The sequence below is a fragment of the Pseudomonas sp. 2957 genome, from assembly GCF_031456345.1.
Classification (GTDB): Bacteria; Pseudomonadota; Gammaproteobacteria; order Pseudomonadales; family Pseudomonadaceae; genus Aquipseudomonas; species Aquipseudomonas siliginis.
This window is the reverse complement of record NZ_JAVDUL010000005.1, coordinates 522947-535139: the sequence shown is the minus strand read 5'-3', so window position 1 is coordinate 535139 and position 12193 is coordinate 522947. Positions and strand designations below refer to the sequence as shown.

Annotated in this window: 10 protein-coding genes and 1 pseudogene; 3 read left to right on the top strand and 8 right to left on the bottom strand. The window is 60.9% G+C overall.

The annotated features are described in order from the left end of the window. The 3 genes from tcyL to J2Y39_RS20605 form a co-directional block, all read right to left on the bottom strand. Positions 1–666 (bottom strand): cystine ABC transporter permease, encoded by a 666-nt coding sequence (gene tcyL / locus J2Y39_RS20615; protein WP_016772200.1) that lies wholly within the window; start codon positions 664–666, stop codon positions 1–3. Continuing rightward, positions 666–1466, bottom strand: a complete 801-nt coding sequence (tcyJ, locus tag J2Y39_RS20610) for a cystine ABC transporter substrate-binding protein (protein WP_016772199.1) — start codon at positions 1464–1466, stop codon at positions 666–668. The genes tcyL and tcyJ overlap by 1 nt, the downstream gene beginning before the upstream one ends. A gap of 243 nt (positions 1467–1709) precedes the next feature. Continuing rightward, positions 1710–2702, bottom strand: a complete 993-nt coding sequence (locus tag J2Y39_RS20605; protein WP_310219399.1) for a D-cysteine desulfhydrase — start codon at positions 2700–2702, stop codon at positions 1710–1712. Positions 2703–2892: 190 nt separating this feature from the next. Between J2Y39_RS20605 and epsC the strand changes: the two genes are divergently transcribed. Both epsC and betT read left to right on the top strand, forming a co-directional pair. Further along, positions 2893–3819: a serine O-acetyltransferase EpsC gene (epsC, locus tag J2Y39_RS20600; protein WP_310219398.1), complete on the top strand. Its 927-nt coding sequence runs from the start codon at positions 2893–2895 to the stop codon at positions 3817–3819. Positions 3820–4292: 473 nt separating this feature from the next. After that, a complete protein-coding gene (gene betT, locus J2Y39_RS20595) occupies positions 4293–6254 on the top strand; it encodes a choline transporter BetT (RefSeq protein ID WP_167333564.1) in 1962 nt (653 codons plus the stop codon). A 24-nt stretch (positions 6255–6278) separates the two neighbouring features. Here betT and J2Y39_RS20590 read toward each other — a convergent pair. Further along, a pseudogene (locus tag J2Y39_RS20590) lies at positions 6279–6539 on the bottom strand (hypothetical protein). 537 nt (positions 6540–7076) lie between these two features. Here J2Y39_RS20590 and mgrA point away from each other — a divergent pair. Beyond that, positions 7077–8114 carry an L-glyceraldehyde 3-phosphate reductase gene (mgrA, locus tag J2Y39_RS20585; RefSeq protein WP_056787077.1) on the top strand — a complete coding sequence of 346 codons (1038 nt, stop codon included), beginning with the start codon at positions 7077–7079 and terminating at the stop codon, positions 8112–8114. Between the two features lie 199 nt (positions 8115–8313). On the opposite strand, the gene tauD is transcribed toward mgrA, so the two are convergent. From tauD to tauA, 4 genes are all read right to left on the bottom strand, one after another. Then, entirely contained in the window at positions 8314–9156 is an 843-nt protein-coding gene (gene tauD, locus J2Y39_RS20580) for a taurine dioxygenase (protein ID WP_256808588.1), read from the bottom strand. A gap of 144 nt (positions 9157–9300) precedes the next feature. After that, positions 9301–10134 carry a taurine ABC transporter permease TauC gene (gene tauC, locus J2Y39_RS20575; protein WP_150637913.1) on the bottom strand — a complete coding sequence of 278 codons (834 nt, stop codon included), beginning with the start codon at positions 10132–10134 and terminating at the stop codon, positions 9301–9303. Next, positions 10131–10925 carry a taurine ABC transporter ATP-binding subunit gene (gene tauB / locus J2Y39_RS20570; RefSeq protein WP_041477476.1) on the bottom strand — a complete coding sequence of 265 codons (795 nt, stop codon included), beginning with the start codon at positions 10923–10925 and terminating at the stop codon, positions 10131–10133. The genes tauC and tauB overlap by 4 nt, the downstream gene beginning before the upstream one ends. A 15-nt stretch (positions 10926–10940) precedes the next feature. Beyond that, a complete protein-coding gene (gene tauA / locus J2Y39_RS20565; protein ID WP_310219394.1) occupies positions 10941–11918 on the bottom strand; it encodes a taurine ABC transporter substrate-binding protein in 978 nt (325 codons plus the stop codon). Positions 11919–12193: the final 275 nt, after the last annotated feature.

Here is a 12193-nt window from a genome sequence, read left to right as displayed (position 1 = left end):
TCAGGACTCCTGGTCGTGCCGATTGACCCGCTCTTCCAACTTGTTCTGCAAGTGCGAAAGCACCGTAGCCAGAATCCAGTAGATCAGCGCGGCGGCAAGATACATGGTGAAGACTTCAAAAGTCCGGGCGGTAATCAGCTGCGCCTGACGGAACAGCTCCGGCACCTGAATGGTCGCGGCCAGCGCCGTGTCCTTGACCAGCGAAATGAAGCTGTTGCCCAGCGGCGGCAATGCCGTGCGCATCGCTTGCGGCAGGATGGCCCGGCGCAGGGTCTGCGCGCGGGTCATGCCGATACTCGCAGCAGCCTCCCACTGACCGCGTTCGATCGAACCGATCGCGGCACGAAGGATTTCACAGGCGTAGGCGGCCATGTTCAGCGAGAAACCGATCAGCGCTGCTGGCAGCGGATCAAGCTCCATGCCCAGTTGCGGCAAGCCGTAATAGATCACGAACAGCTGCACCAGCAACGGCGTGCCGCGAAAGAACGACACGTAGATGCGGGCCAGCCAGCTGACCGATTTGAAGCGCGACAGGCGCATCAGCGCGAGGCCGAAGCCCAGCAGCAGACCGAAGAACATCCCGCCGAGGCTGAGGACTACCGTGTAGTACGCGCCCTTCAACAGAAAGGGCGCGGAATCCAGCGCGAGTTGGAAAGCCTCTTCCATTATTTAGTGACGTCTGCGTTGAAGTATTTCTTCGACAGTTTCTCGAGAGTGCCGTCAGCACGCAGTTCGTCGAGCGCCTTGTTCACCGCAGCGAGCAGTTCAGGCTCGCCTTTGCGCAGGGCGATACCGGATTCCTGACGCGAGAAGGCCTCGCCGGCAGCCACGGTTTTCGGGGCTTTCTTGGCGTATTCGAGGGCAGCCAGACGGTCGATCAGGATGGCATCGGTACGACCGTTGTTGAGGTCGGCGAACTTGGTCGGATCATCGTCGTAGGTGCGCACGTCAGCGCCCGGCACGTTGGCGCGGACCCACTGCTCGTAGTTGGTGCCCAGGCCGACACCGACTTTCTTGCCGGACAGGTCAGCGGCGGTCTTGATGTTCAGCGCCGACTCTTTGCTTTTCAGCACGAGGGCCTGAATGCCGGAGACGGTGTAGGGTTCGGAGAAGTCGTACTTCTTCTTGCGCTCGTCGGAGATGGTCACTTGGTTGACCACCAGATCCAGACGCTTGGATTCCAGTGCGGCGAGGATGCCGTCCCATTTGGTCGGCTGGATCTTGGCTTTGACGCCGAGTTTCTGCGCCAGGGCTTCGGACAGCTCCACTTCAAAACCCGACAGCTTGCCGTTCTCGTCGACGTAGCTGAACGGTGGGTAAGTGCCTTCCAGGCCGACGTTGAGAACGCCCTTGTCCTTGATCTGTTGCAACTGCTCACCGGCCACTGCCTGACCGATCAGGCCGGCGCTCAGTGCCAGACCCAGCGAACCGACCAGCAGAGTGCGACGTAGTGCGGAAAAATTCATGACAAGCCCCTGTGTTTTCTTATGGAAGACGCTTAAGGAATGTAGGCAAATTGGTGATTTGAACGACAGCGCTATCCTGCCTTAAAGCAGCTTAAGCGTCTCGCCCGAAATTCGCCTGCGGCGAGACTATAAGATGTGATCGTTAGACTTGAAAATACTTAATATCAATTTTGATATTCACTTTTTGCATAAGATCATTCCCACGCTCTGCGTGGGGAACAATCACCATCTCTTGATCTGCTCTTACAGAAAATCCTTGTAGGCAAACAACGCTGGCGCGCCCCCGGTGTGCAGGAAGATGATCGGGCCGTCATCGAATCGCTGCCGGCCAATCCCGTCTAACAGGCCGGCCATGGCCTTGCCGGTGTACACCGGGTCAAGCAACAGACCTTCCTGAGCCGCCAACAGTTTCACCGCCGCCAAAGTCCCGGCATTCGGTTCGCCATAACGTGGGCCGAAATATTCGTCCCACAGCTCGACCTTGAAGCTGGCGGGCAACTCGACGCCCAGCAGCTCAGCGGTGCATTCGGCCAAACCCTGAACCTTCGGGCGCTGATCTTCTTCACTGCGCGAAACGGTCACGCCAATCACCGGCAGTTGCGGCAGCGCCTCACTCAGCGCCAGTCCGAGGCCGCTGTGAGTACCGGCGCTGCCCGAAGCCAGCAGCACTGCGGCGAAATCGAGGCCGCTGTCTTTGATCTGCTCAGCCAGCTCCAGCCCGGCGCGCACATAACCCAGAGCACCAAGGGCGTTGGAGCCGCCGATCGGCACCAGATACGGCTTCTTGCCGTTGCTGCGCAGGCGCACGGCGAGGGCGGCCAGTTGTTCGTCGGCATTGTCGAGGTTGTCGACCAGCTCGACTTTGGTGTCGAACAGATCCAGCAGCAAGCGGTTGCCGTTGCCGGTGTAATTTCCATCATCAGTGCCCAGCGGATTTTCCAGCAGCGCCACACAACCGAGGCCGCGTTTCGCGGCCAGCGCGGCGGTCTGGCGCACGTGGTTCGATTGCAACGCACCGGCCGTGATCAGCGTGTCAGCACCTTGCGCGAGCGCGTCGGCGGCCAGGTATTCGAGTTTGCGCAGCTTGTTGCCGCCCATCGCCAGCGGCGTCAGGTCATCGCGCTTGATGTACACCTCGCGACCAAGCCAGGTGGACAGGCGTTCGAGTTTTTCCAGCGGAGTAGGGTGGCTCAGCAGTTCGAGACGGGGGAAGCGTTGCAGCTGTTGTTTGATCATGGGTCCGTACTGGCGCAGAAGAATGAAAGGACTATAGGCACGCGATTTTGCCCGGGCAACCGCCAATCGCTTATAGCCAAATGGACTGAGGCCAGCACTATCGGTTCTTAATTCGTCGGCAAAGGCATGCCGTAAAGTAGGCGCCGATGACGCGGCCAGACAGTCCGGCCGCCCGTGAGGAGTCTTTACCGTGAGCGAGCGTTCCAGCCATTGGCAATTGCAGACCATCGTCAGCCAGCTGCGCAGCGCGCGGGATCAGTGGCGCGCACAGAATGGCCGGGCTTCAGGGGAGCAGGGCGGCCGCGAATTGCCGTCGCGAGCGGCGATGGCGGAAATCCTCGAGGCGCTGTGTGGCGCGCTGTTCCCGATGCGTCTGGGACCGGTCGATCTGCGTGAAGAAAGTGAAGACTTCTACGTCGGCCACACGCTTGATGTAGCGCTGAATGCCTTGCTGGCGCAGACGCGCCTGGAGCTGCGTTACGTTGCCCGCCACAGTGCGAAGGACGACAGTGAAGTCGAGACCCGCGCCATTCAGATCGTGCAGGATTTCGCCTTGGCCTTGCCGGGCCTGCGCACGCTGCTCGACACCGATGTGCTGGCGGCTTATCACGGCGACCCGGCGGCACGCAGCGTTGACGAAGTGCTGCTGTGCTATCCGGGCATTCTTGCGGTGATTCACCATCGCCTGGCGCACCATTTATACCGTGCCGGGCTGCCGCTGCTGGCGCGGATCAGCGCGGAAATCGCGCACTCGGCGACGGGCATCGATATCCACCCGGGCGCGCAGATCGGCCGCAGTTTCTTTATCGATCACGGCACAGGCGTAGTGATTGGCGAAACCGCGATCATTGGTGAGCGGGTGCGGATTTATCAGGCGGTGACCCTGGGGGCCAAGCGCTTCCCGGCGGATGAGGACGGCCAGTTGCAGAAGGGCCATCCGCGTCATCCGATCGTTGAGGATGACGTAGTGATCTATGCCGGGGCGACGATTCTCGGACGGATCACCATCGGCAAGGGCTCGACCATTGGCGGCAACGTCTGGCTGACGCGCAGTGTGCCGGCGGGGGCGAATCTGACGCAGGCAAATCTGCAGCATGATGACGGGACGCAGAAGTAGGCCGTGGAATCCTTTTCCCCTCACCCCAGCCCTCTCCCGGAGGGAGAGGGGGCCGACCGAGGTGTTTTGCGTCATACATCGACCTGAAATACCGGGTCGATTATGGATTCGGCACGGTTTCCTCAGGTTGGCGCACATTCTGAACATCCCCCAATCAGTCCCCTCTCCCTCTGGGAGAGGGTTAGGGTGAGGGGCTTTTGATTCTTGCTTGGCGCAGTGAACGAATCTCACAAAACCCGCGTCATAAACCTCCTCGGGCGCTGTAGGAAACCTACCGCCCAGCCCTGCGATTAGTCCTTACCACCCCATTCATGTTTAACTTGAACGTTCATTCAAGTTAAACCGGTGGTTCGCTGCCCGCTCACAACAGGAGGCTTGCCTTTGCTGAGTCCGATCATTTCAGCCACGTTTCAACCCTTCGAGGTGCACTTTTCATGAGTGCATCGTCTACCCCCGCCAGCGGTCTGGTGCGCATGAATCCGCCGGTGTTCTACTTCGCCGCGACGGTCATTCTGCTGTTTGGTCTTGTCGTCATCGCCATCCCCGAGCAGGCCGGCGCCTGGTTGCTGGAAGCGCAAAACTGGGCGGCCAACACGGTCGGCTGGTACTACATGCTCGCGATGACCCTGTATCTGGTCTTCGTGGTGGTCACCGCCTTATCCGGCTACGGCAAGATAAAACTCGGTGCCGACCACGACGAACCCGAATTCAGTTACCTGTCCTGGGCCGGCATGCTGTTCGCCGCCGGGATCAGCATCACGCTGTTTTTCTTCTGCGTCTCCGAACCGCTGACCCACATGCTCCAGCCACCGCAAGGCGACGCGGGCACGGCGGATGCGGCACGCCAGGCGATGCAGATCCTGTTCCTGCATTGGGGCCTGCATGGCTGGGGCGTGTTTGCCTTCGTCGGCATGGCGCTGGCCTATTTCGCCTATCGGCACAACCTGCCGCTGGCCCTGCGTTCGGCGCTGTATCCGCTGATCGGCAAACGCATCAACGGCCCGATCGGCTATGCGGTGGACGGCTTCGGCATCATCGCCACGGTGTTCGGCCTTGGTGCCGACATGGGCTTCGGCGTGCTGCATCTGAACTCCGGGCTGGACTACCTGTTCGGCATCGCCCACACGCAGTGGATTCAGGTCGGCCTGATCACGCTGATGATGGGTGCGGCGATCATTGTGGCCGTCTCCGGCGTCGACAAAGGCGTGCGGGTGATGTCGGACATCAACATGCTGCTGGCCTGCGGGCTGCTGCTGTTCGTATTGTTTGCCGGGCCGACACAGCACCTGCTCAACACCCTGATCCAGAACGTCGGCGATTACCTCGGCGCGCTGCCGATGAAGAGTTTCGACCTCTACGCCTACGACAAACCGAGCGACTGGCTGGGCGGCTGGACCGTGTTCTACTGGGCCTGGTGGATCGCATGGTCGCCGTTCGTGGGCCTGTTCATCGCGCGGATTTCCCGGGGCCGCACCATCCGTGAATTCGTCTTCGGCGTGCTGTTGATTCCGCTCGGTTTCACCTTGGCGTGGATGTCGATCTTCGGCAACAGCGCCCTGGATCAAGTGCTCAATCACGGCATGAGTGCGCTGGGCATGTCGGCCATCGACAATCCGTCGATGAGCATTTATCTGCTGCTGGAAACCTATCCGTGGAGCAAGACTGTCATCGCCGTGACGGTGTTCATCAGCTTCGTGTTCTTCGTGACCTCGGCGGATTCCGGCACCGTGGTGCTCTCCACCCTGTCGGCGAAAGGCGGCAACCCGGATGAAGACGGGCCGAAATGGCTGCGGGTGTTCTGGGGTGCGATGACCGCGCTGATCACCAGCGCACTGCTGTTTTCCGGCAGCATCGACGCGTTGAAGTCGGCGGTGGTGCTGACCTCATTGCCGTTCTCGTTGATTCTGCTGCTGATGATGTGGGGCCTGCACAAGGCGTTCTATCTGGAATCGCAGAAGCAGATTGCGCAGTTGCATTCGCTGGCGCCGGTTTCCGGTTCGCGGCGTGGCACCGGTGGCTGGCGTCAGCGCCTAAGTCAGGCCGTGCACTTCCCGTCCCGCGACGAGGTGTACCGCTTCATGGAAAGCACAGTGCGCCCGGCGATCGAAGAAGTGACCGCCGTGTTCGTCGAAAAAGGTCTGCACGTCGTCACTCAGCCGGATCCGGCGCATGACAACGTCAGCCTGGAAATCGGCCATGGCGAGCAGCATCCGTTCATCTATCAGGTGCAGATGCGCGGCTACTTCACGCCATCGTTCGCGCGCGGCGGCATGGGTTCCAAGCAACTCAACAATCGCCGCTACTACCGCGCCGAAGTGCACTTGAGCGAGGGCAGTCAGGACTACGATCTGGTCGGCTACACCAAAGAGCAGATCATCAACGACATCCTCGACCAGTACGAACGGCACATGCAGTTCCTGCATCTGGTGCGTTGACCGACGGCTGCGCGCCGGGTCTGCTCAGGACTCGGCGCTCAGCAGCATGAACAGCACCATTGCTGCTGCCGGCATGCCGAATACCGCGCTGCCAAGCGCTATTTCCGTACCCAGCGGCCGCCCGCATGAACTACGCCGACTGCGCCATTGATCAGGGTCATCGCAAGCCATAGCGCTGCGAAGCGGTAGGCCATGGTCTGGCGGCTGAAGCCAATGGGGGTCGCCGATGTAAAGCATCAGTGCGAGCAGGACCAGGCCGGAGAAAGTGATGATGGTGATGTGCATGGCAGTTTTCGCCTGGTGAATGGGTGTTGCCTGATTGGCCGCCTTCGCGAGCAGGCTCGCTCCCACAATGGATCTCGGCTGGACATGAATTTCATGTTCACAGGAGAATTCTGTGGGAGCGAGCCTGCTCGCGAAGGGGCCAACTCGGTGTCACTTTGAGCATGGCCAATCCAGCGAGGCTGAAGCGCAGGAAAAAATGTGAAACGTTTCAGCAATTGGTCGAACCGGAGGTCGGCGTCGCGCCGCTTGGGCGTATGCTGGGCGGGTTGTTCAGAACTGGATATGAAGACCGGACGTTGCGGCAGAACCTGGGGCTGGTTCGACCTGCAAATCGCTTTGCATGATTGGTAGAGCTTTTGTGGCGAGGGGATTCATCCCCGTTCGGCTGCGAAGCAGTCGTAAAACCAGCGCACTCGGTACACCTGATTCGCCGAGGTTTCAGGTTTTGGGGCGGCTTCGCCACCCATCGGGGATAAATCCCCTCGCCACAAAGGTGTCCGGTTTCTGATGACTAAAAGACAGACAAGAGAGGATTCGATGACTTACACCGCTGCCGAAAACCGCTACGACTCCATTCCTTACCGCCGCGTCGGTCGCAGCGGTCTGGTGCTGCCGGCCTTGTCGTTGGGCCTGTGGCACAACTTTGGCGACAGCACGCCGATCGAGACCCAGCGTGCCTTGCTGCGCACCGCGTTCGATCTGGGCATCAATCATTTCGATCTGGCCAACAACTACGGCCCGCCATACGGCAGCGCCGAGATCAATTTCGGTCGCCTGCTGCGCGAAGACTTCAAGCAGTATCGCGACGAGCTGATCATCTCCAGCAAGGCCGGTTGGGACATGTGGCCCGGCCCGTATGGTCAGGGCGGCGGTTCGCGCAAATACGTGCTGGCCAGCCTCGACCAGAGCCTGCAACGCCTCGGTCTGGACTATGTGGACATCTTCTATTCGCACCGCTTCGACCCGGACACCCCGCTGGAAGAAACCGCCAGCGCCCTCGCCACCGCTGTGCAGCAGGGCAAGGCGCTGTACATCGGTATCTCGTCCTATTCCGGGGTGAAAACCCGCGAGATGGCCGCGCTGCTGAAAGAATGGAAAGTGCCGCTGCTGATTCATCAGCCGGCGTACAACCTGCTCAATCGCTGGGTGGAAAAGGATCTGCTCGACACCACCGATGAACTCGGCACGGGCGTCATCGCCTTCACGCCGTTGGCGCAGGGCTTGCTCACCGACAAATACCTCAACGGCGTGCCGGCCGATGCGCGAGTCAATCGCCCGGGCGGCGGCTCGCTGCAGGCTTCGCACTTGTCCGAGGCCAACATCGCTCACGTGCGAGCGTTGAACGAGATCGCCCAGCGTCGCGGCCAGAGTCTGGCGCAGCTGGCACTGGCGTGGACCCTGCGTGATCCACGAGTGACCTCGGCACTGATTGGTGCGAGCCGGCCGGAGCAGATTGTCGAGAACGTTGGGGCGTTGAAGAATCTGAGCTTCAGTGCAGAAGAGCTGGCGGAGATTGACCGGTTTGCCCAGGAGGGCGGGATCAATCTTTGGGAGAAGCCTTCGACGGCGGAGTGAGCCACCCTCACCCCAGCCCTCTCCCAGAGGGAGAGGGAGCCGACCGAGGTGTCTTGCGTCTTACATCGACCTGAAATACCGAGTCGATTATGGATTCAGCAAAGTACGTTCAGGTCGGCGTACTTCTACAGCATCCCCAATCAGTCCCCTCTCCCTCCGGGAGAGGGTTAGGGTGAGGGGCTTTTGCCTTTAAAAGGGCTCAGCGAAAAAACGGCACATCCCCCAACACCGTCGCCCGCTGCATCACCCGCCGCGCCGGGCGGTAATCGTCCACCGCGTAATGCTGCGTCACGCGGTTGTCCCAGAAAGCGATGTCGTCCTTCTGCCAGCGCCAGCGAATGGTGAATTCCGGCCGGGTCGCGTGGGCAAACAGAAATTTCAGGATCGCCTCGCTCTCGGTTTCCGACAATTCGTTGATCTTTGAGGTAAATCCTTCATTGACGAATAGCGAGCGCCGGCCGCTCACCGGGTGCGTACGGATCACCGGGTGCGACAGCGGCGGATTCTTGCGCCGCGCTTCTTCCCACTGCGCCAGCGCCTCAGGCGTGTTGCCGTAGCGCTCGAGCGGAAACGAACGAGTGAAATCGTGGGTGGCCGTCAGACCTTCGAGCAGGGACTTCATTGGCTCCGACAACGCTTCATACGCAGCAATGCCGCTGGCCCACAATGTGTCGCCACCGAACTCCGGCAGCAACTTGGCGCTGAGCACTGCGCCCATCGCGGGCGTTGGCAGGAAGGTCACGTCGGTGTGCCAGATCGCGTTATCGCGCACGTCGGTGACGGCGGTGTCGAGGATCAGCACTTCCGGTTGTTCCGGCACGTTCGGGTAGATCGGATGAATGTGCAGGTCGCCGAAATAATGCGCGAAACGTGCCTGCTGTGCCGGCTCGATCGGCTGGTTGCGGAAGAACAGCACCTGATATTTGAGCAGCGCCTGTTCGATGACGTCGCGGTGTTCCAGGCTCAGCGGCTGGCTGATGTCGACGCCGTTGATCTGCGCACCGAGGGCCGAGCTTAACGGGGTGATGTTGAGGGTGCTCATGGTCGTTCTCTTCGAATTCGGAGTGTCATGCTTTTGTGGGAGCGAGCCTGCTCGCGAATGCAGAGTGTCAGGCGACAGTGCAGTGAATGATCTGACGCTTTCGCGAGCAGGCTCGCTCCCACAGGGGAATTTTCACAAGGCGATTTAGTGCGCCTGGCCGTGCCATGGCACCAGTCTGCGCTGCAATGCGCGCAGGCCCATTTCCATGGCGAAGGCGATCAGGGCGATGACCAGAATCCCCAGCACCACGACATCGGTGACCAGGAATTGCGCAGCCGACTGCACCATGAAGCCCAGGCCACTGGTGGCCGCGATCAGTTCAGCGGCGACCAGGGTCGACCAGCCAACCCCCAGGCCAATGCGCACGCCGGTGAGAATGTCCGGCAGTGCGCTGGGCAGAATCACATGGCGAATCAACTGCACGCGCGTCGCGCCCAAGGACTGCGCCGCGCGCAGTTTTGCTGGGTCGACGGTACGCACGCCAGTCGCGGTGGCAATGGCAATCGGCGCAAAAATCGCCAAGTAGATCAGCAGCACTTTCGACAACTCGCCAATGCCGCACCAGATCACGATCAGCGGCAGATACGCCAGCGGCGGGATCGGGCGGTAGAACTCGATCAGTGGATCGAGCACACCGCGAGCGATGCGGTTTGCACCAATGGCAATACCCACCGGCACGGCGGTGAGAATCGCAAAAGCGAGACCCAGGCCGATGCGGCTCAGGCTCGCGCCCAGGTGCTGCCACAGCGTCGAATCCATATATCCCGAGGTCGCCAGCAGCCAGCCTTTTTGCAGCACGGCAGAGGGCGGTGGCAAGAACAGCGGTTCGATCAACTCGGTAGCGGTCACCGCCCACCAGACCGCCAACAGGCCGAACAGGGTCAGCAGGCTGATCCAGCGAGTGCTGAGGCTGCGGCGCAGCGGGATGCTCACCGAAGGTGTTTTCACCGCCGCAGCGGAAACGTCGTAACTGCTCATGCGCGCTCCTGCCGGGGTACGGCGCTGCGTTGCGAGAAGACTTTGCTCAGTACATGCTCGCGGGTTTCGATAAAACGCGGATCGGATTTGATCGCGCGGGCCGACTCGCCAGCGGCGTAACGCTGACCGAAATCCAGCTGCAGGCGCTCGACGATCTGCCCCGGATTCGGTGCCAGCAGAATCAGGTCCGTGGCGAGGAACACCGCTTCTTCAATGTCGTGGGTAATCAGGAAAACCGGTTTGGCAGTGCGCTGCCAGACTTGCAGCAACAGCTCCTGCATCTGCTCGCGAGTGAACGCATCAAGCGCACCGAACGGCTCATCCATCAGCAGCACGCGCGGATCGGCGGCGAGGGCGCGGGCGAGGCCGACGCGTTGTTTCTGGCCACCGGACAATTGCCAGATGCGTCGGTCTTCGAAACCGGCAAGATCGACCAGCGCGAGCATTTCACGGGCGATTTTTTCCCGCTTGTCCTTGCCGACACCGGCCAGTTCGAGGCCGAAGGCGACGTTGGCCAGTACGTCCTGCCAAGGCAATAAAGCGTCGTCCTGAAACACCACGCCACGTTCGGCGCTCGGGCCTTTGACCGGCACGCCGTCAAGGGTGATGCGCCCGGCACTCGGCTCGACGAAGCCGGCAATCAGGTTCAACAGCGAAGTCTTGCCACTGCCGGACGGGCCGAGGGCGACCAGCAATTGCTGCGGCCCCAGGGTCAGAGAAATATCCGCCAGCACCGGCTCCGGGCTGCCCGGGTACTGTGCGCTGATGCGCTCCAGCTGTAGCAAGGCCATCGCTGTATCTCCCGATCAGTTGGTGATGTATTTGGCGCTGACGTAAGGCGCGTAGTCCGGCAGCACGGCTTCGACCTTGCCTTGCTCCTTGAGGAACGCGGCGGTGTCGGTGATGGCTTTGGTGGTCGGCGCGCCGAGGTCACTGACCTGATCCGCCGCCAATGGGTAGACGTTGCCCTGCAGCAGCAATGGGATGTCGCTGGCCTTGGCGCCGGAGAGTTTGACCAGTTTGTCGACGTTGCTCTGGTTGGCCAGCCAAGCCTGCGGATCCTTGCGGTAAGCGGCGTAGGCGTCGAGGGTGACCTTGGCGAATGCGGTGACGATTTCCGGGTGCTTCTCGGCGAAGTCCTTGCGCACGATCCACGCGTCGAAGGTCGGCGCGCCGAACTTGGCCAGTTCGCCGGAGGTGATCAGCACTTTGCCGTTTTCCTTGGCGACGCCCAGTGCCGGATCCCACACGTAAGTGGCGTCGATGTCGCCGCGTTTCCACGCCGCGATGATAGCTGGCGGCGCGAGGTTGAGCACGGTGACTTTCGACGGGTCGATGTTCCAGTGCTTGAGCGCCGCGAGCAGGCTGTAGTGCCCGGTGGACACAAACGGCACGGCGATTTTCTTGCCGATCAGATCGTGCGGAGTCTTGATGCCGGAACCATCACGCGCGACCAGTGCTTCAGCGGCGCCGATCTGCGTGGCAATCAGGAAGGTTTCGACCGGCACTTTGCGCGTGATCGCGGCGGTCAACGGGCTCGAACCGAGATAGCCGATCTGCACATCGCCGGAAGCGATGGCGGCAATGATGTCGGCACCGTTATCGAATTTGCGCCAACTGATGTCAGCCTTGGTGGCTTTCTCGTAGGCGCCGTCGGCCTGAGCGACCTTGGCCGGGTCGACGGTGGTCTGGTAGGCGACGGTGAGATCGGCCGCCTGGGCCAGGAAGCTTGCAGCGGCCAGCGAGGCGGCGGCGAGCAGGCGAAGCGGGAAATTCAGTTTCATTGAAGAGCTCCATATCAGGCGACCGAGCGTGGGCGTGAAAGGAGACTAAATGATCTAAGAATCGGTAAATAAATAACTTTTTAGAATGAGCTTATGAGCGGAAAAATCTAAGGCGCGGGGGATTGTGGATATGTTGGATCTTGCGTTCGACGTTCGATCTTTGCCCCCTCACCCCAGCCCTCTCCCCCAGGGGGGCGAGGGGGAAAGGGGGCCGATCTCTGTGCTTTTCAAGGCCTGAGTTCGGCTCGGTATTTCAGGTCGGCGTACTTCGCATC